Genomic DNA, 19876 nt, shown 5'->3' with positions numbered 1-19876 from the left:
GGCTGGGAGGGCGGGGTGTTACAGGGCCTTCTCGAAAATCTTCGAGTTACGCTGATAGTTGTACAGCGATGCCCGCGCCGAAGGCAGGCGATCCACGCTGCTGGGCACAAAGCCGCGCTCGCGGAACCAGTGCGCCGTGCGCGTGGTGAGCACGAACAGGGTCTTCAACCCCTGCGCCCGGGCGCGAGCCTCGATGCGCTCGAGCAGTTCATCGCCGCGCCTGCCGTGGCGATACTCCGGGTTGACTGCCAGGCACGCCAGCTCCCCCGCGTCCGAATCGGCGATCTGATACAGCGCCGCGCAGGCGATGATCATGCCTTCGCGTTCGACCACGCTGAACTGCTCGATCTCACGCTCCAGCACTTCCCGCGAACGGCGTACCAGGATGCCCTGCTCTTCCAGCGGGCTGATCAGGTCGAGCAAGCCGCCGACGTCTTCGATCGCCGCCTCGCGCACCAGCTCGAATTGTTCCTGGGCCACCAGCGTACCGCCGCCATCGCGGGTGAACAGTTCGGTGAGCAACGCACCGTCTTCGACATAGCTGACGATATGGCTGCGGCCGACCCCGCCCCGGCAAGCTTCGGCAGCCGCATCGAGCAATTCAGCCTGGTAGTTGCTGCCCAGGCGTTGCAGGTGCGCCGGCACTTGTTGCGGGCGCAGTTCACGCACCAGGCGGCCATTTTCATCGATCAGGCCAGGATCGGCACCGAACAGCAGCAACTTATCGGCGGCCAGGTCGATGGCGGCGCGGGTGGCGACGTCTTCGCAGGCCAGGTTGAAGATCTCGCCGGTGGGCGAATACCCCAGGGGCGACAGCAGCACGATGGAGCGCTCGTCCAGCAGACGATTGATGCCTTTGCGGTCGACCCGACGCACTTCGCCGGTGTGGTGGAAGTCCACGCCTTCGAGCACGCCGATCGGGCGCGCCGTCACCAGGTTGCCGCTGGCCACGCGCAAGCGCGAGCCCTGCATCGGCGACGAGGCCATGTCCATCGACAGGCGCGCTTCAATGGCGATGCGCAGATGGCCGACCGCATCGATCACACACTCCAGCGTGGCGGCATCGGTGATGCGCAGGCCGTTGTGGTAAACCGGGTTGAGCCCGCGCGCTTCAAGGCGCGCTTCAATCTGTGGGCGCGAACCGTGGACCAGCACCAGTCGCACTCCCAGGCTGTGGAGCAGCACCAGGTCGTGGACGATATTGCCGAAGTTCGGATGATCCACACCGTCGCCGGGCAGCATGACCACAAAGGTGCAGTCGCGGTGGGCGTTGATGTAGGGCGAAGCGTGACGAAGCCAATTGACGTAGTCGGGCATGGAACCTGGGCCTGTAATAAAAAGCAGCCGAAAAAGGATGAGTCGTGAAAACGCACAGCAGGCTGATGGTTATCGTCGGAACAGGCTTGGCAACACGCTCGCTCTCCTTATGTACGCATGGGCAGGGATTAATTTATGCAGGTGTCAGGCAGTAATGTTCGATCAGTTCCCGCAATAGACGCACTGTAGGCGTCAAGCGTGACATTTCGAGGTACTCGCCCGGCTGGTGGGCGCAGGCAATATCGCCAGGGCCAAGCACCAGGGTTTCACAACCAAGGCGCTGAAGATAAGGCGCTTCGGTGCCGAACGCTACTGCTTCGGCGCGATGACCGGTCAATCGTTCGGCGACCCGCACCAGCTCTGCGTCTTCGGCCTGCTCGAACGGCGGCACTTCGGCGAACAGCGGCGCATAGTCGATCTTCACCTTATGGCGCTCGGCCACTGGTTCGAGTTTCTGCCGGATCGCCGCGCGCAGCACCTGCGGGTCCATGCCGGGCAAGGGCCGCAGGTCGAACTCCAGGGAACACTGGCCGCAGATGCGGTTGGGGTTATCGCCGCCGTGGATGCAACCGAAATTCAGGGTCGGTTGCGGCACGCTGAACTGCGGGTTGTGGTACTCGCGCTGCCAGGCCAGGCGCAGGCCGCGCAGTTCGCCGATGGCGTCGTGCATGGCTTCCAGCGCGCTGTGGCCCAGGCGCGGGTCCGACGAATGGCCGCTGCGACCGAGGATGTCGATGCGCTCCATCATCACACCTTTGTGCAGGCGGATCGGCTTGAGGCCCGTCGGCTCGCCGATCACCGCCGCACGCCCCAGCGGACGCCCGGCCGCCGCCAATGCACGGGCGCCGGACATCGAGCTTTCTTCATCGCAGGTGGCAAGGATCAGCAACGGCTGCTTGAACGGTTGGTCGAGCAACGGCAACACCGCTTCGATGGCCAGCGCGAAAAAACCCTTCATGTCGCAGCTGCCCAATCCTACCCAGCGACCGTCGACTTCCGTCAACTTGAGCGGGTCGGTCTTCCACAGCGCGGCGTCATACGGCACGGTATCGCTATGACCGGCCAACACCAGGCCGCCGGGGCCCGTGCCGAAACTGGCGAGCAGGTTGAACTTGCCGGGGCTGATGGGCTGGATGTCGATGGCGAAGCCCAGATCGCCCAGCCAGCCGGCGAGCAGGTCGATCACCGGGCGGTTGCTCTGGTCGAGAGACGCTTGGGTGCAACTGACCGACGGTGTGGCAATCAAGGCGGCGAATTGCTCTTTCATGGACGGTAACGGCATGCGCGGTCTCCCTACTTCCCGGATGAACCTCACTATAGAGGCATCTGCACGACACAATAAACCGTTGCGGCGCGTTGCCGGGCTCAGTCCTGTACACTGCACGACCTTGGCAGCCACTCTTTTTCCCGGCTGCGCTCCCGATCCTGGATTTTCCGGCCATGCAGAAAGAAACCGAAATCAAGCTCCGCGTCAGCCGCGAAACACTCGCCGCGCTGCGTGAGCACCCGCTACTGAAAAAACGCAACAAAAGTGGCTGGGAACGCCGTGAGTTGATGAACCAGTACTTCGACACCCCCGAGCGCGACCTGGCCAAGGCCAAAGTCGCCCTGCGTTTGCGCAAGGACGGTGACGACATTATCCAGACCCTCAAGACCCGCGGCCAAAGCGTCGCCGGCTTGTCGGAACGTAACGAATACAACTGGGAATTGCCCAAAGCCAAGCTCGACGTGAAGAAACTCGACGGCGAATGCTGGCCCGAGGAACTCGCCGAGCTGGACAAAAAGACCCTCAAGCCGATCTTCACCACCGACTTCGTGCGCGAACGCGCCGAAATCGCCTGGGGCCGGGGCAAAGCCAAAGTGGTGATCGAAGCCGCACTGGACCTGGGCCATGTAGTAGCCGGCAAGCAGAAAGAAGAAATCTGCGAGCTGGAACTGGAACTGCGCGAAGGCGAACCGGCCGCCCTGCTGGAACTGGCCGCCGAACTGGCCGCCACCCTGGCACTGATGCCATGCGACATCAGCAAGGCCGAACGCGGCTATCGCCTGTATGACGCCAGCAGCTACTCCCTGAGCCTGCCGGCGCCGCAACTGCACGCCGAAATGCCGTTGGACGACGCCTTCGCCGCGATCATGTGGCACCTGCTGGGCAGCAGCCAGCGCCTGGCCGAGCAATACCGTTTCAATGGCCACTGGCGCCTGTTGCAGGACTGGGTCGACAACCTCGGCGAACTGCGCGCCCTGCTCGGCAGCCTCGGCCAGGCCGCGCCGCGTCAATCCACCAGCGAACTGCGCAGCGCACTCGATGCCCTGCTGGAAGACTGGCGCCCGCTGGTCCAGGCCGGTGACGACGATGAAGACATTCGCAAAGCCGCGCCGGAGCAATTCGCCGAAGAATTGACCGACGTGCGCTGGGGCCTGTTCTCACTGAACACCTCCCGCTGGTTGCTGAACCGCACCTGGACCGCCGACCGCAACGTGCGCGGTAACCGTCAGGGCGCTGCGCAAATCACCAACTGGTTGCCACGCCTGCTGGCCGAAGACGCCGTCGCCCTGCAACTGCCGCGCTATCAGCAGCAACCGGAAGACCTCGCCGAGCAACTGCCGCGCATCGAGCGCATCCAGGCCTGGCTGCACCACGCACGCCAGGTGGTGGACATTGCGGAACTCGACCGCCTGTACGGCGAGCTGAACAAGCTGGCGCAACTGGCCAACCAGCCGATCACCGATGAATCGCTGGATGCGCGCATGCATCAGGCGATCGCGGTGTATCAGAACCGTGCCTGGAAGACCCTGCTGCGTCTGTAACCCCGCTTTCGAAAGCAACCCCCTCCCACATTTGCAATGCATTCCAAATGTGGGAGGGGGCTTGCCCCCGATGAGGCCAGCCCTGTCAGCCCAATACTGGCAAGCTAGTGGTGGACTTGATCTCCGACAACGCCACGATCGAATTGACCTCCTGAATCCCCGGCACCATCGACAACTTCTCGAAGAAAAACCGCTCGTAAGCCTCGATGTCCGACGTGACAATGCGCAGCAGAAAATCCACCGCCCCCATCAACACATAACACTCCAACACTTCCGGAAAACCGCGGATCGCCTCGGTGAACTCGGTGAAGTTGGAACGCCCGTGGGCATTGAGTTTGACCTCGGCAAAAATCTGCGTATTGAGGCCGATCTTCTTGCGGTCCAGCAGCGTGACCTGGCCGCGGATCACGCCCTCGTCCTTCAGCCGTTGGATACGCCGCCAGCATGGCGATTGAGACAGGCCGACCTGCTCGGCGATCTGCGCGCTGGAGAGCGAGGCGTCCTCCTGCAGCAGGGCCAGGATACGGCGGTCGTAGACGTCCAGCTCGCTGCGCATAGAAATACCTTTAATACGGGTTGTCTTGAATTGATTTGTGCATCTATCGACGAATCAGGCTCATCTTAGATAAGAAATCTCCTTTCGCGAATGTAAGAATTTCTCCAATCGAATCTGGAGAGTCCGCATGCACGCCGTCGAAACCACCTGCCCTGTCACCCGCGTCGATGCGTGGGCCGTCGACAGTGCCCATTGCCAGGCCCATTACCAGATCGTCGCCGAGGCCGAACCCGATGTGCTGTGCCGGGTGCTCAACTATTTCGCGCTGCAGTTCCTGACGCCGCGCCAGGTCAGTGTGAATCGCCAGGACGATGTGCTGACCGTGGATATCGTGATGGATGGCGTGAGCTGGCACCGTGCCCAGGTGATCGGTGAAAAGATTCGAAACCTGATCAGCGTGTGCTCGCTGGAGATGTGGTCGGCTGATTCCGTGCGGCCTCAGGCGCTGGCGGCCGGCGCCCAGTAAAAGCCTGCAATACACGCGCAAGGCAGCGGGTCAGGGGCTGACTAGCCTGGGAATACACCCGGCGCCCCAGGAAAACCTCAATGCCTGTTGATCAGCGATTGGAATTGCCCCCGTTGTTACCGGCCCTGGTCGAGCAGGGCGTGATCACCCTCGATGTGGCCCGGCGCTTGTCGACGCTGCCGGCCAGCCACACTCAGCATCCCCTGGAATGCATCGCGGCCCAGGGGCCTTGCCTGGAAACCCTGACGCAATGGCTGGCGCGGCACAGCGGGCAGCCTTACCTGCGTATCGACCCGCTGAAGATCGATGTGGCGACGGTGGTGCCACTGATGTCCCACGCCTTCGCCCAGCGCCACGGCATTCTTGCGGTGGCCGTGGATGCGCAGAGCGTCACGGTCGCCAGTGCCGAGCCTTACGTCACTGCCTGGGAAGCCGGGTTGGCGCAGGTGCTCAAGCGTTCGATCAAACGCGTGGTCGCCAACCCACAGGCCATCCAGCGCTGCATCGGCGAGTTTTATCGCCTGGCGAAGTCCGTCAGCGGCGCCGATCAAACAACGCCCGCGCCGGCACATTTCGAGTTGCTCAACCTCGGCGCCGGCGACCAGGCGCCGGACGCCAACGACGCGCATATCGTCAATATCGTCGACTGGCTGTTGCAGTACGCGTTCGGCCAGCGGGCCAGCGATATCCATATCGAGCCATGTCGCGAGCAGGGCCGCGTGCGTTTTCGCATCGACGGGCTGCTGCATGACGTCTACCAGTTTCCGCCCCAGGTCACGATGGCGGTGGTCAGCCGCCTGAAAAGCCTGGGCCGGATGAACGTGGCAGAAAAACGCAAACCGCAGGACGGGCGGGTCAAGACCAAAAGCCCGGCGGGCGCGGAAGTGGAATTGCGCCTTTCAACCTTGCCCACGGCGTTCGGCGAGAAACTGGTGATGCGGATTTTCGACCCCCAGGTCCTGCTCAAGGACTTCGACCAGCTTGGCCTGTCGGCCCAGGACCAGCAACGCTGGCACAGCCTGACCCGCCAGACCCACGGCATCATCCTGGTCACCGGCCCTACCGGCTCCGGCAAGACCAGCACCCTCTATACCACCCTCAAGCGCCTGGCGAGCCGCGAGGTCAACCTGTGTACGGTGGAAGACCCGATCGAGATGGTCGAGCCGGCATTCAACCAGATGCAGGTGCAGCACAATATCGACCTGAGCTTCGCCAGCGGCATCCGCGCACTGCTGCGCCAGGACCCGGACATCATCATGATCGGCGAGATCCGCGACCAGGAAACCGCCGAGATGGCGATCCAGGCCGCGCTGACCGGGCATCTGGTGCTGTCGACCCTGCACACCAACGATGCGCCGAGTGCGATCAGCCGATTGCAGGAACTGGGCATTGCTTATTATTTGATCAAGGCCACACTACTGGGAGTGATGGCGCAGCGCTTGGTGCGGCTCTTGTGCCCACGCTGCAAACGCACAACCGGCGGCAACGACACTGAAGCCATCGGGTGCGCGGAGTGTCGTGACAGCGGTTATCGCGGGCGCGCCGGGGTCTACGAAATCATGGTGCTGGACGACGCGCTCAAGTCGCTGATCTCCCCCGGCACCGACGTGCAGGCCTTGCGCCGGGCGGCGCTCCAGCAAGGGATGTGCAGCCTGCGAATGGCTGGCATGCACAAGGTCGAAGCCGGGTTGACCAGCCTGGCGGAAATCTTGCGCGCCACGCCTGGGGATTCAGAAACAAATCCGTTGGCTGTCGGGCGGTGAAACCCTTCTTATCGCAGACAACCCCGTTACAATCGGCCGAACGTCGTTTCACTGACATCTTCAGATAGGGAATCGCTATGCAGATCGGAACCGTACTGCTTCTTTTCGTGGGATTGGCCATCGCCATCCTGTTCATGGGCTTCAAAGTGGTGCCTCAGGGCTATCAGTGGACGGTCGAGCGCTTCGGCCGCTACACCAATACGCTCAAGCCCGGCCTCAACATCATCATCCCGGTCATGGATCGCATCGGTCGCAAGATCAACGTGATGGAAAGCGTGCTGGATATCCCGCCCCAGGAAGTGATCACCGCCGACAACGCCACCGTGCAGATCGACGCCGTGTGCTTCTTCCAGGTGGTCAACACCGCCCAGGCCGCCTATGAGGTGAACAACCTCGAACACGCCATCCGCAACCTGTTGCAGACCAATATCCGTACCGTACTCGGTTCCATGGAACTGGATGCGATGCTCAGCCAACGTGACGGCATCAACGAAAAACTGCTGCGCACCGTCGACGAAGCCACGGCGCCGTGGGGCATCAAGATCACCCGGATCGAGATCAAGGACATCAGCCCACCCGCGGACCTGATGGCCGCCATGTCGGGCCAGATGAAAGCCGAGCGGATCAAGCGCGCACAGATCCTCGAAGCCGAGGGCCTGCGGGCATCGGCGATCCTGACCGCCGAAGGCAAGAAGCAGGCGCAGATCCTCGAAGCCGAAGGCGGACGCCAAGCCGCGTTCCTGGAGTCCGAAGCCCGCGAACGTCAAGCCGAGGCTGAGGCCCGCGCCACCCAGGTAGTGTCCGAAGCGATCGCCACCGGTAACGTGCAGGCCATCAACTACTTCGTCGCCCAGAAATACATCGACGCGCTGGGCAAACTGGCTTCGGCCAACAACAGCAAGGTGATCCTCATGCCGCTGGAAGCCAGCCAGGTGATCGGCGCTGTCGGCGGTATCGGCGAAATCGTCAAAGCGACTTTCGACAACAAGAAAGGCTGAGGCCATCGCCATGTGGGATTTCCTGCAGCATCTTTCGTTTTGGGACTGGCTGGCACTGGGCACGGTGCTGCTGATTCTTGAAGTGTTCGGCGCCGGCGGCTACCTGTTGTGGATGGGGATCGCCGCGGCCGCCGTGGGCGTGATCAAGTTCCTGGTACCGCCGCTCGGGCTGGAATGGCAACTGCTGCTGTTCGCCGTGTTGTCGATATTGACGGCGGTGTACTGGTGGAAACGCCAGCGCAGCAGCGCCAAGGCCAGCGACCAACCGGGGCTCAATGAGCGCGGTTCAGAGTTGATCGGCCACACGTTTGTCGTGCATCAGGCGATTGTGGATGGTCGCGGTAAGATAAAAGTCGGTGATGGCGTGTGGATCGTGACCGGCCCGGACACCCCCGTAGGCGCTCATGTATGCGTGGTTGCACAGGAGGGGACGGTTTTGCAGGTTGAAACTGTTTAGTCAGTGATGGAACTCGATTGGGCTAACTAGAATCATAGAGTACAGATAACCCACCCGGAGTCACCCGCCATGCGTCTCAAATATGCTGTCGCCACCCTCGCTGTGCTTTCCCTACCTGTCGGCTCAGCCATGGCCGATAGCTTCTGGCGTAATGTCATCTCGTCGGGCGCCACGACCGGCTCGACGTACCTGACCTTCAAGGACCACAAGCTGGTGGTTGCCGCCCAAGACGACGCAGGCAGCTTCGTTGCCAGCGACGGCGGCATCCGCGGCCCGTACCTGGAAGCCGCCATGCAGAAAGTCCGCGCCGATAACCCTGGCCTCCAGGCCACGGACATGGAATTGGCCAACGCCATCCTCGCGAAAAACGCTGTTACCGAGTAATCCTCGCCCCATAAAGAATGCCGCTTCCCAGCGGCATTTTTTTTGATCATTTCCTACAGTCATCGCCCCCGGGCACTACGCAGATAGTCTATTTTTTCCAGCCGCGGGCAGAGAAGTCCTGTCGAGCCCTCAAGAGCCAGGCAACAAGCTAAGGATTCCTTTTCCATCGAGCGAATCCCTTCCATGCAAAAACTCGCCTACGCGCTGCTGTTCTCTGTGTTCTTTACCCCCCATGCCCATGCAGAAAACGGGTACGGGTCGTTGAAGCTCAACCACGCCCGTCAGAACCTCTCCAGCGCCCTGCTGACCAGCCCACGCGTCACCGAGCGGGTGGAGGCGCCCGACAGCAGCAAGTCAATCGTCGCCTCTTTCGCCATGGGTTATGCGTTTGCCGATGGCTGGCGCCTGGAAGGGGAATACACCATGCCGAAGCATTCGACCTTCAAATCCTACTGGGCGCCCTTCAATGCCAACGTCAACAGCCAACAGGTCCACAGCCAGCGCTTGATGCTCAATGGCTACAAGGACATCCCACTCAATGATTGGCTGTCGTTTTACGGTATGGCCGGCGTGGGGGTGGCGCGGATCGACGCCGAGGGCTACCAGACCAACGAGACCCGGCGCTTTGCCAACCACCGCCAGCACAATTTCGCCTACAGCGTCGGCATGGGGCTGGAGGCCAAGGTCAGCGAACAACTCACCCTCGGCGCGGGTTACCGTTACACCGCCATGGGCGATGTGGAAACCGGCTACAACACCTTCGCCAACCGCGTGAACGCACGCGATGAGCAGCTCAAAGGCAAGCTCAAAGAGCAGAATATGTTTCTGGAAGCGCGCGTTTCCTTCTGACTCGCAGCAAAAAATGCCGCGCTCGATGCGGCATTTTTCACCGTTTGGGTGACGTTTCGTTCACAGAAGACAGGCTATATTCAGTCACGCCGTGCAACCATGCCGGTACTGATATGCCTTCTCTCATCGTCTATCTGAAACGGATGCCTTCGTCGTCATGAGCCAACAGCCCTTTCTGCCATTTTCCAAACCTACCATTGATGAAGCCACCATCTCGGCGGTCGGTGATGTACTGCGTTCAGGCTGGATCACCAGCGGGCCGAAAGTGCAGGCGTTCGAAGCGCAACTGTCGGAATACTTTGGCGGGCGACCGGTACGCACCTTCAACTCGGGCACCTGCACCATGGAGATCGCCTTGCGCATCGCCGGTATCGGGCCGGGCGATGAAGTCATCACCACGCCGATCTCCTGGGTTGCCACGGCCAACGTGATTCTGGAAGTCGGCGCTACACCGGTGTTTGCCGATATCGACCCGGTAACCCGCAATATCGACCTGGCCCAGGTCGAAGCGGCCATCACCCCGCGCACCAAGGCGATCATCCCGGTATACCTGGCCGGCCTGCCGCTGGATATGCCGATGCTTTACGCGCTGGCCAACAAGTACAACCTGCGTATCGTTGAAGATGCCGCCCAGGCCCTGGGTTCGAGCTGGGACGGTGAGCGGATCGGCGCCACCGGCGACTTCGTGTCGTTCAGCTTCCAGGCAAACAAGAACATCACCTCTTCCGAGGGCGGCTGCCTGGTGCTGAACAACGCCGACGAAGCACGCCTGGCAGAGAAGTACCGCTTGCAGGGCGTGACCCGCACCGGCTTCGACGGCCTCGACGTGGATGTGCTGGGCGGCAAGTTCAACATGACCGACATCGCCGCCGCCATCGGCCTGGGGCAATTTGCCCATATCCAGGAGATCACCGCCCATCGCCAGAACCTGGCGCGGCACTACTTCAAGTGCTTCGGCAGTGATTTTGAAGAGCAATACGGTGCGCAACTGCCACCGGCGGATTTCGAAAACAGCAACTGGCACCTGTTCCAACTGGTCCTGCCGGAGCGCCAGGACGGGCTGCCGGCCCGCGCCACATTCATGGAGCAGATGCAGGCCCACGGCGTCGGCATTGGCTATCACTACCCGCCGATCCACCTGTTGAGCCTGTATCGGGCACGCGGGTTCAAGGAAGGCATGTTCCCTGTAGCGGAGCGTGTTGGGCGTTTGATCGTGTCGTTGCCGATGTTCACAGCAATGACAGAGGCAGATGTGGAACGCTCGGTAGCGGCGGTGAAGGCCGTGCTGAAGCGCTGAAAGGCTGTTGCAGGAGCCGGATGACCGGCTCCTGCAGCGGGATCACTCGCCGATGGCGGCTTTGTAGCCGGCGGCATCGAGCAGTTTTTCCAGGTCGGCCGGGGTGCTGGGCTTGAGCTTGAAGATCCAGGCGCCGTAAGGGTCGCTGTTCAACAACTCAGGGCTGCCGCTCAGTTCCTCGTTAACAGCAATCACTTCGCCAGCAACTGGCGAGTAGATGTCCGAAGCCGCTTTAACCGACTCCACGACACCCGCCGCGTCCCCCGCCGCAAACGCTTTGCCGATTTCGGCCAGCTCAACAAACACCACATCACCCAAGGCTTCCTGGGCATGGTCGGAGATGCCGACGGTCACAGTGCCGTCAGCTTCCAAACGGGCCCATTCGTGACTTTCGGCATAACGCAGGCCGGCAGGGATATCGCTCATAGTCTATGTCCTCAAGAAGAAATGTCAGCGGCCACTGGCCTGCCGGAATAGTTAGATCAAGGTTTTACCATGGCGCACGAAGGTCGGTTTGACCACTCGAACCGGATACCACTTGCCGCGGATCTCCACTTCGGCCCGATCGGCAGTCGCCGTCGGTACACGCGCCAAAGCAATGGATTTACTCAGCGTAGGAGAGAAACTACCACTGGTGATCTCCCCTTCGCCAACATTGGCGATACGAACCACCTGGTGAGCGCGTAAAACCCCACGTTCTTCCAGTACCAAACCGACCAATTTGGTCTGCACCCCGGCCGCCAGTTCGGCTTCCAGCGCGGCGCGGCCGATGAAACGGCGCTCGGCCGGTTCCCAGGCAATGCTCCAGGCCATGTTGGCCGCCAGGGGCGAAACGTCCTGGTGGATATCCTGGCCATACAGGTTCATGCCGGCTTCCAGGCGCAGGGTGTCGCGGGCGCCGAGGCCGATGGGGGAAATCCCCGCGCCCACCAGGTCGTTGAAAAAACCCGGGGCCTGATCGGCCGGCAGGACAATTTCCAGGCCGTCTTCGCCGGTGTAGCCGGTACGGGCGATAAACCAGTCGCCATCGGCCTGGCCTTCGAAGGGCTTGAGCTGGTGGATCAGGGTGCCACGCGACTGGGTCACCAGTTCGGCGATTTTCTGCCGGGCGTGGGGGCCCTGGATAGCGAGCATGGCCAGTTCGGAGCGCTCGTGCAGTTGCACCGGGTAAGTGCCCAACTGCGCCTGCATCCAGGCCATGTCCTGGTCACGGGTGGCGGCGTTGACCACCAGCCGGTAACCGGCTTCGGTACGGTAGACGATCATGTCGTCCACCACCCCGCCGTGCTCGTTGAGCATGGCGCTGTACAACGCACGGCCGCAGCCGTGCAAACGGTCGACGTCATTGGCCAGCAGGTACTGGAGCCATTCCTTGGCCTGGGGGCCGGTGACATCGATCACGGTCATATGAGATACATCGAACACCCCGCAGTCGCGTCGCACCTGATGGTGTTCTTCAACTTGCGAGCCATAGTGCAGAGGCATATCCCAACCGCCAAAATCGACCATTTTCGCGCCGAGGGCGAGATGCAGGTCATACAAAGGCGTGCGCTGTCCCATGGGTTTCTCCTTCCGGGCTTGGCGAAGGTACGCAGGGCTGCAGGATGGGCTTAACCCCTTGAATCAAAGGGCCTGCGGCCACATCCGACGAGCCGGTCCGAAACACGGAGCGTACCGAATGCCGCGCATTGTAGCCTCAAGCCGTAGGACTGGCACCTAACCGATTTGCCGAGCGGAACGTCGTATCAGCCCGACCACCGGCAACAGGCCCACCAGCACCAAGGTCAAGGCCGGCAATGACGCCCGCGCCCACTCCCCTTCACTGGTCATCTCAAAGATCCGCACCGCCAGGGTGTCCCAGCCAAACGGGCGCATCAGCAGGGTCGCCGGCATTTCCTTGAGCACATCGACGAACACCAGCAACGCTGCGCTCAGGGTGCCCGGCAGCAACAGCGGAAGATACACTTTGCAAAACAGTCGTGGACCGCTCACCCCAAGACTGCGCGCCGCTTCGGGCAACGATGGACGGATACGCGCCAGGCTGTTTTCCAGCGGCCCGTAAGCCACCGCCAGGAAACGCACCAGATACGCCAGCACCAATGCCGCCAAGCTGCCCAGCAACAAAGGCTTGCCCGCGCCACCGAGCCAGCCCGACAACGGCACCACCAGCTCACGGTCCAGGTAGCTGAACGCCAACATGATCGACACCGCCAGTACCGAGCCCGGCAACGCATACCCGACGCCGGCCAGGCTGATGCCGGAACGAATTGCCCGGGTCGGCGCCAGGCGGTTGGCGAAGGCCAGTATCAGGGCCACGCTGACCGTGACCAGCGCCGCGATACCGCCCAGGTACAGGGTGTGGACGATCAGGCCGGTATAGCGCTCGTCCAGATCGAAGCGGCCGCGCTGCCAGAACCAGGCGAGCAGTTGCAGCATCGGAATGACAAAGGCACAGGCAAACACCAGGCCGCACCAACCACTGGCCGCCGCCGCCTTCCAGCCGCGCAGGTGATACAGCGCCTTGCCGCGCGGCCGCTCATTGCTCGGCCGACTGGCACCGCGGGCACGACGCTCGCCGTAGAGCACCAGCATCACCACCAGCAGCAACAGGCTGGCCAGCTGGGCCGCGCTGGACAGGCTGAAAAAGCCGTACCAGGTCTTGTAGATCGCGGTGGTGAAGGTATCGAAGTTGAACACCGAGACCGCACCGAAATCCGCCAGGGTCTCCATCAGCGCCAGGGCCACGCCGGCGCCAATCGCCGGCCGCGCCATGGGCAGGGCCACGCGCCAGAAGGCTTGCCAGGGCGATTGCCCCAGCACGCGCGCCGCTTCCATCAAGCCCTTGCCCTGGGCCAGGAACGCCGTGCGTGCCAGCAGGTAGACGTAGGGATAGAACACCAGCACCAACACAATGACCACCCCACCGGTGGAACGCACGCGGGGCAGGCGCACGCCGCTGCCGAACGCGTCACGCAGCAGGGTTTGCACCGGCCCCGAGAAGTCCAGCAGGCCGACAAACACAAACGCCAGCACATACGCCGGGATCGCGAACGGCAGCATCAGCGCCCAGTCGAGCCAGCGCCGCCCGGGAAATTCGCAGAGGCTGGTCAGCCACGCCAGGCTCACACCCAGCAAGGTCACGCCGACGCCGACGCCGAGCACCAGGGTCAAGGTATTGCCCAGCAGGCGCGGCATCTGGGTTTCCCACAGATGGGACCAGATCTGCGCGTCGATGCTTTGCCAGGACAGCAACAGCACGCTCAGCGGCAGCAACACCAGGGCGGCGACGCTGAAGACCGGCAGGTACCAGCGGCGTTGGGCGAGGTGGGCCAAGAGCAAATTCCCTGGGAATGGATGATCTACAGACAGACACAAAACAGTGTGGGAGGGAGCAAGCCCCCTCCCACCTACACATTCAGTTCCAGCCGGCCCGATCCATCAGGCGAATCGCCTCGGCCTGGCGCTTGCCCGCCACTTCCACCGGCAAGGTGTCCGCCACGAACTTGCCCCAACTGGCCACTTCAGCCGACGGCGCCACCGTCGGGTTGGCCGGGAACTCCTGGTTTATGTCGGCAAAAATCTTCTGCGCCTCAGGCGTGGTCATCCACTCCACCAGCGCCTTGGCTGCTTCCGGGTGCGGCGCGTATTTGGTCAGGCCGATGCCGGACAGGTTCACATGCACGCCACGGTCGCCCTGGTTCGGCCAGAACAGCTTCACCGCCAGATTCGGCTTCTGCTTGTGCAGGCGGCCGTAGTAGTAAGTGTTGACGATGCCCACGTCACACTGCCCGGCGTTGATCGCTTCGAGCACGGCGATGTCGTCGGAGAACACATCGGTGGACAGGTTATTGACCCAGCCCTTGATGATTTCTTCGGTCTTGGCCGCGCCATGGGTTTCGATCAGGGTGGCGGTCAGCGACTGGTTGTAGACCTTTTTTGCCGTGCGCAGGCACAGGCGGCCTTCCCATTGTTTGTCGGCCAGGGCTTCGTAGGTGGTCAGCTCGCCTGGCTTCACCCGGTCGGTGGAATAGGCGAGGGTCCGCGCACGCAGGCTCAAACCGGTCCAGGCGTGGGCGGACGAGCGGTATTGCAGCGGAATATTGGCGTCGATCACCTTGGAGGTGAACGGTTGCAGGATGCCCATCTGCTCGGCCTGCCAGAGGTTGCCGGCGTCGACGGTGAGCAGCAGGTCGGCGGTGGCGTTCTCGCCCTCGGCCTTGATGCGCTGCATCAGCGGGGCTTCCTTGTCGGTGATGAACTTCACCTGCACCCCGGTTTTCTGGGTGTAGGCGTCGAACACCGGCTTGATCAGTTCGTCGATGCGCGAGGAGTAGACCACGACTTCGTCGGCCGCCTGCACGGTGGTGCTGCCGATGAGGGTGAGTGCCAGGGCAGTCAGGAGGCGCTTGGGTGCCGACATGGGTGCGGTCTCTCGTGAACAAAAGAGTACAAATGATAAGGACTCACATTTAGCATCTCAATCACTCACTCGAATGAGGCGTTACGAGATGTTGCAAGGCCGCGTTCTGCAGTGCGACGTATCGCCTCATCGCGGGCAGGCCCGGGCTACCGGGTGTGTCAGGGCCTGGCCAGTTCCGGCAGATCCCCGCTCAAGCCAAGGGCCTGGCGCACGAAGATCGCCTTGGCTTCCGGCATCTGCTCGACCACCTTCAAGCCGGCATTGCGCAGCCAACGCAACGGCAACTGGTCGGCCTGGAACAAGCGCTCGAAACCTTCCATCGCCGCCATCAGCGCCAGGTTGTGCGGCATGCGCCGACGCTCGTAACGGCTCAGCACTTTCACATCCGCCAGGCGTTCACCGCGTTCGCTCGCCGATAACAGCACCTCGGCCAGCACGGCCGCATCGAGAAAACCGAGGTTCACCCCCTGCCCCGCCAATGGATGGATCACGTGGGCCGCATCGCCGATCAACGCCAGGCCTTCGGCCACATAACGTTTGGCGTGGCGCTGGCGCAGGGGCACACACACACGCGGGTCGGCGCTGAGCACCGTGCCCAGGCGCCCTTCGAAGGCACGTTCCAGCTCACGGCAGAAGTTTTCCTCATCCAACGCCATCAGGCGCGCGGACTCAGCCGGCGTGGTCGACCAGACGATCGAACACCAGTCCTCCTGCCCATCCCGCACCAGCGGCAAAAACGCCAGCGGGCCAGTGTCGGTAAAGCGTTGCCAGGCGGTGCGCCGGTGCGGTTGACTGCTGCGCACGCTGGTGACGATAGCGTTGTGCAAGTAATCCCATTCGCGGGTCGCGGTGCCGGTCAGACGGCGCACCGCGGAGTTGGCGCCATCGGCAGCGACCACCAGCGGCGCGCGCAGCGTGCGGCCATCGGCCAGGGTCAGCAGCCAGTCATCGCCGGAGCGGCGCATCTGTTCCAGGCGCGCGTTGGCCAGCAGGCCCAGGTCGCAGTCGTGCAGGCGATCGAGCAAGGCATCCTGGACCACGCGGTTTTCGACGATATGCCCAAGCACTTCGGCATGCACGCTGGCCGCCGAAAAATGGATCTGCCCGGTGCCGCTGCCGTCCCACACCTGCATCTCGCCATATGGGCTGGCGCGCCGTGCGACGATGCCATCCCACACGCCAAGGCGCTCAAGGATGCGCTGGCTGGCGGCCGACAAGGCGCTCACCCGCGGTTCGAAAGCCGCGTCAGGCTCGAACGGCTTGACGCTCAGCGGGCTGCCGTCGAGCAGCAGCACCTGCAGGCCACTGCCCTGCAACGCCAGCGCCAGGGCGCTCCCGACCATTCCGGCCCCGACAATCAGCACATCTGCGCGCATATCCATGCTTTAAGCCTGTCTCGCTGGCGGCTTGCGCCGCACGTAAAGGGTTAATCTCATCCCGTCCCAAACGATGTAGTCGCGGCTACGCATCGGGACGCGTACCCAGGCCCATGGCCTGACGGGCGAACCAGCGTTTCGCCGGCGGCAGCAGGTCGAGGCCCAGCAGGCCCATGTTGCGCCCCAGCGCGACCAGCGGCTGGGCGCTGCCGAACAGGCGCGTGACCTGATCGGAGAAGCCCACGGTCAGCGTTTGATCCATGCGTTGCCGCTCGCGATATGCCTGCAAGGTCGCCAGGTCACCCGGCACCGCCGGCCCGGCCAGCAAGGCCTCGGCCAAGGCATTCGCATCGCGCAGGGACAGGTTGAAGCCCTGCCCGGCAATCGGGTGCAGGATGTGGGCGGCATTGCCGAGGATCGCCAGGTGCGAGCGCACTTGTTCTTCGGCTTCCACCAGGGTCAGCGGGTACAGATGCCGCGCACCGACCTGCTTCAAGGTGCCCAGGCGGTAGCCGAACACGCCCTGCAATTCACTGAGAAAACTGCGCTCATCCAGGTTGGCCAGGCGCTGGGCGTCCATGCCGGCACGGGTCCAGACCAGCGCGCAGCGGTTGTCCGGCAGCGGCAGCAGGGCCATCGGGCCTTCATCGGTGAAGCGCTCGAAGGCTTCGCCGTTGTGGGCTTCGCTCGGGGTGATATTGGCGATCAGCGCGCTCTGGTTGTACGGGCGGGATTTCACGCCGATCCCCAGTTGCTCGCGCAGGCCGGAGCGACCGCCGTCGGCCAGCACCGCCAGGTCGCACTCCAGCACGGTTTCGTCGTTGAGGGTCAGGCGATAGCCATCGGGCAGCGGCTCCATGCGCGTGACTTCGGCCGGGCAACGCCAGCTGACCACGTCCTTATCCAGGCCTTGCCACAGGCATTGGCCGAGCCAGGCGTTTTCCACCACGTAGCCGAGGGCCGGCACGCCCTCTTCCATGGCGGATAAGCGCGCAGTGGAGAAGCGCCCGCGGTCCGACACATGGATCTGCTTGATCGGCTCGGCGCGGCGGGAGATGGCCTGCCACAGACCCAGACGCTGATAGATCTGCCGCGCGCCATAGGACAGCGCCGAAGAGCGTGCGTCGTAGCTCGGCTGGTAGCTGTCACCCGGTGCGAAGGGTTCGATCAGCAGGATCTTCCAGCCCCGCGCCTTGGCCCCGTCCTGCAGCGCCAACGCCAGGCTCGCGCCCACCAGGCCGCCACCGATAATGGCCAGGTTGACCCGGCTCATCGGGCGGCCGCCATCAACGCTTCGATGTCGGCGACGGTCTTGGGCACGCCGCCGGTCAGAATGTCACAGCCTTGCTTGGTCACTACCACGTCGTCCTCGATGCGTACGCCGATGCCACGCCATTTCTTTGCCACGCTCTGGTTGTCCGGCGAAATATAGATCCCCGGCTCCACGGTCAACGTCATGCCGACTTCCAGCACACGCCATTCACCGCCCACTTTGTACTCGCCGACATCATGCACATCCATCCCCAGCCAATGGCCGGCGCGGTGCATGTAGAATGGTTTGTAGGCTTCGCCGGCGATCAGTTCGTCAACGTCCCCTTGCAGCAACCCCAGCCTCACCAGCCCGGAAGTGATGACCTGCACGGTGGCCTCATGGGCCTGGTTCCAATGCTTGTTCGGTGCAATCTCGGCGAAGGCGGCTTCCTGGGCGGCCAGCACGACTTCATAGATCGCCTGTTGCTCGGGCGAAAACTTGCCGTTGACCGGCCAGGTGCGGGTGATGTCGCTGGCGTAGCAGTCGATCTCGCAACCGGCGTCGATCAGCACCAGGTCGCCGTCCTTGAGCAGCGCGTCATTCTGCTGGTAATGCAGGATGCAACTGTTGCGCCCGGCGGCGACGATGGAGCCATAGGCCGGCATCTTCGCGCCGCCTTTGCGGAACTCGTAATCCAGCTCGGCTTCGAGGCTGAACTCGCGCAAGCCGGCGCGGCTGGCCTGCATGGCCCGCACGTGGGCGGCGCAGGAAATCCGCGCAGCTTCGCGCATCACCTTCACTTCCGCCGCCGATTTATACAGGCGCATATCGTGGAGCAGATGATCCAGGGCAACGAATTCGTTCGGCGGCTGGGCGCCCAGGTGCGCTTTGGAGCGGATAATGTTGATCCACTCCATCAGGTGCCGATCGAACTCGGCATTGCTGCCCATCGCCGAATACACCCGGTCGCGGCCTTCGATCAGGCCGGGCAGGATGTCGTGGATATCGGTGATGGGGAAGGCATCGTCGGCGCCGAAATCACGGATCGCGCCTTCGGTACCGGCGCGCAAGCCGTCCCACAGTTCGCGCTCGGCATTGCGTTCGCGACAGAACAGCACGTACTCGCCGTGCGGGCGACCGGGCATCAGCACGATCACCGCTTCGGGCTCGGGGAAGCCGCTCAGGTACTGGAAATCGCTGTCCTGGCGGTAGACATGTTCGACATCGCGATTGCGGATGGCCACCGCGGCGGCCGGCAGGATCGCGATACTGTTGGGTTCCATCTGCGCCATGAGCGCCTTGCGGCGACGGGTGTATTCCGCTTTCGGGATATGGATCATGGGCAGACGGGCTTCCTTTCTCAGTGCAGCGACGGCTTGGGGGTGGCCGGTTCAGCGGACTTCTTGGTCTCGGTGAACAGCAGCAGCGGCGCGACGCGCAGGTATTCCATGACTTCCATGTAGTCGCCTTCGCCGTCTTCGGATTCTTCCAGGGCATCTTGCACCTGGGAGATGGCCGCCAGGTCCTGCAGCACTTCCTTGGCGTCGGTGCTCAGCTCCAGGCCGCCGGCATTCACGCCAAAGCCATGGAGGAAGCCCTGGCACCATTGGCCCAGCGCGGCAGCACGTTCGGTGAGCGGTGCATCGTCGGTCGGCAGCAGCAGGACCACGGTGACGTCATCACCGGTCAGCTCGCCCTTGACCATTTCCTGCAGGCCGATCAGCGCGTTACGCACGTTCTCGGAGGGCTCGGTTTCCAGCAGTTCGGCCACATCGGCCAGCCAGTTGTCGGCGTCAAAGCCAACACCGGTGCAACTGCGGCCCAGCAACACGCCGTGCAGTTCGGCGGGCGAGCAAGGATGACCGCTGGAGCTCAGCAGTTTGGTAAAAGCGTCGTACGGGGAGTTCTGAATGGGCATGGTGAGCTAGGCGCC

19 protein-coding genes are annotated in these 19876 nt (G+C 62.9%); 8 read left to right on the top strand and 11 right to left on the bottom strand.

The annotated features are described in order from the left end of the window. Positions 1–18: 18 nt before the first annotated feature. Positions 19–1317 (bottom strand): amino-acid N-acetyltransferase, encoded by a 1299-nt coding sequence (argA, locus tag AC07W0_RS27480; protein WP_017845093.1) that lies wholly within the window; start codon positions 1315–1317, stop codon positions 19–21. Between the two features lie 133 nt (positions 1318–1450). Then, positions 1451–2599 carry an acetylornithine deacetylase gene (argE, locus tag AC07W0_RS27475; RefSeq protein ID WP_102618645.1) on the bottom strand — a complete coding sequence of 383 codons (1149 nt, stop codon included), beginning with the start codon at positions 2597–2599 and terminating at the stop codon, positions 1451–1453. Positions 2600–2757: 158 nt separating this feature from the next. Between argE and AC07W0_RS27470 the strand changes: the two genes are divergently transcribed. Further along, positions 2758–4125: a CYTH domain-containing protein gene (locus tag AC07W0_RS27470; RefSeq protein ID WP_017845095.1), complete on the top strand. Its 1368-nt coding sequence runs from the start codon at positions 2758–2760 to the stop codon at positions 4123–4125. Positions 4126–4210: 85 nt separating this feature from the next. On the opposite strand, the gene AC07W0_RS27465 is transcribed toward AC07W0_RS27470, so the two are convergent. Further along, complete coding sequence (locus tag AC07W0_RS27465) at positions 4211–4681, bottom strand: Lrp/AsnC family transcriptional regulator (RefSeq protein WP_017845096.1); 471 nt, start codon at positions 4679–4681, stop codon at positions 4211–4213. Between the two features lie 127 nt (positions 4682–4808). Between AC07W0_RS27465 and AC07W0_RS27460 the strand changes: the two genes are divergently transcribed. The 7 genes from AC07W0_RS27460 (at position 4809) to AC07W0_RS27430 (ending at position 10895) form a co-directional block, all read left to right on the top strand. Next, a complete protein-coding gene (locus AC07W0_RS27460) occupies positions 4809–5147 on the top strand; it encodes an ACT-like domain-containing protein (protein ID WP_017845097.1) in 339 nt (112 codons plus the stop codon). A gap of 80 nt (positions 5148–5227) precedes the next feature. Continuing rightward, on the top strand, positions 5228–6910 hold the full coding sequence (locus tag AC07W0_RS27455; protein WP_102618644.1) for a GspE/PulE family protein: 1683 nt from the start codon (positions 5228–5230) through the stop codon (positions 6908–6910). Positions 6911–6987: 77 nt separating this feature from the next. Next, on the top strand, positions 6988–7908 hold the full coding sequence (locus tag AC07W0_RS27450; protein ID WP_046381704.1) for an SPFH domain-containing protein: 921 nt from the start codon (positions 6988–6990) through the stop codon (positions 7906–7908). Between the two features lie 10 nt (positions 7909–7918). After that, entirely contained in the window at positions 7919–8365 is a 447-nt protein-coding gene (locus AC07W0_RS27445) for an NfeD family protein (protein ID WP_017845100.1), read from the top strand. A gap of 69 nt (positions 8366–8434) precedes the next feature. Beyond that, positions 8435–8749: a DUF2388 domain-containing protein gene (locus AC07W0_RS27440; protein ID WP_003176799.1), complete on the top strand. Its 315-nt coding sequence runs from the start codon at positions 8435–8437 to the stop codon at positions 8747–8749. Between the two features lie 183 nt (positions 8750–8932). Continuing rightward, positions 8933–9598 carry an outer membrane protein gene (locus AC07W0_RS27435; RefSeq protein WP_102618643.1) on the top strand — a complete coding sequence of 222 codons (666 nt, stop codon included), beginning with the start codon at positions 8933–8935 and terminating at the stop codon, positions 9596–9598. Between the two features lie 157 nt (positions 9599–9755). Continuing rightward, positions 9756–10895, top strand: a complete 1140-nt coding sequence (locus AC07W0_RS27430; protein WP_017845102.1) for a DegT/DnrJ/EryC1/StrS family aminotransferase — start codon at positions 9756–9758, stop codon at positions 10893–10895. Between the two features lie 42 nt (positions 10896–10937). Here AC07W0_RS27430 and gcvH read toward each other — a convergent pair whose 3' ends face one another. The 8 genes from gcvH to AC07W0_RS27390 form a co-directional block, all read right to left on the bottom strand. Next, entirely contained in the window at positions 10938–11321 is a 384-nt protein-coding gene (gcvH, locus tag AC07W0_RS27425) for a glycine cleavage system protein GcvH (protein WP_102618642.1), read from the bottom strand. A gap of 51 nt (positions 11322–11372) precedes the next feature. Then, positions 11373–12455 (bottom strand): glycine cleavage system aminomethyltransferase GcvT, encoded by a 1083-nt coding sequence (gcvT, locus tag AC07W0_RS27420; protein WP_046488848.1) that lies wholly within the window; start codon positions 12453–12455, stop codon positions 11373–11375. A gap of 156 nt (positions 12456–12611) precedes the next feature. Next, entirely contained in the window at positions 12612–14228 is a 1617-nt protein-coding gene (locus AC07W0_RS27415; protein WP_102618641.1) for an ABC transporter permease, read from the bottom strand. 82 nt (positions 14229–14310) lie between these two features. Continuing rightward, complete coding sequence (locus tag AC07W0_RS27410) at positions 14311–15315, bottom strand: extracellular solute-binding protein (protein ID WP_046488850.1); 1005 nt, start codon at positions 15313–15315, stop codon at positions 14311–14313. A 158-nt stretch (positions 15316–15473) separates the two neighbouring features. Continuing rightward, complete coding sequence (locus tag AC07W0_RS27405) at positions 15474–16691, bottom strand: 2-octaprenyl-3-methyl-6-methoxy-1,4-benzoquinol hydroxylase (protein WP_173677840.1); 1218 nt, start codon at positions 16689–16691, stop codon at positions 15474–15476. 85 nt (positions 16692–16776) lie between these two features. Then, a complete protein-coding gene (gene ubiH, locus AC07W0_RS27400) occupies positions 16777–17964 on the bottom strand; it encodes a 2-octaprenyl-6-methoxyphenyl hydroxylase (RefSeq protein WP_102618639.1) in 1188 nt (395 codons plus the stop codon). Continuing rightward, positions 17961–19283 (bottom strand): Xaa-Pro aminopeptidase, encoded by a 1323-nt coding sequence (gene pepP, locus AC07W0_RS27395; RefSeq protein WP_102618638.1) that lies wholly within the window; start codon positions 19281–19283, stop codon positions 17961–17963. The genes ubiH and pepP overlap by 4 nt, the downstream gene beginning before the upstream one ends. 20 nt (positions 19284–19303) lie before the next feature. Beyond that, positions 19304–19861, bottom strand: a complete 558-nt coding sequence (locus AC07W0_RS27390; protein WP_017845110.1) for a YecA/YgfB family protein — start codon at positions 19859–19861, stop codon at positions 19304–19306. Positions 19862–19876 lie beyond the last annotated feature (15 nt).

Source organism: Pseudomonas sp. GW704-F2 (assembly GCF_059423025.1).
This window is presented reverse-complemented; position numbering and strand designations above follow the sequence as displayed.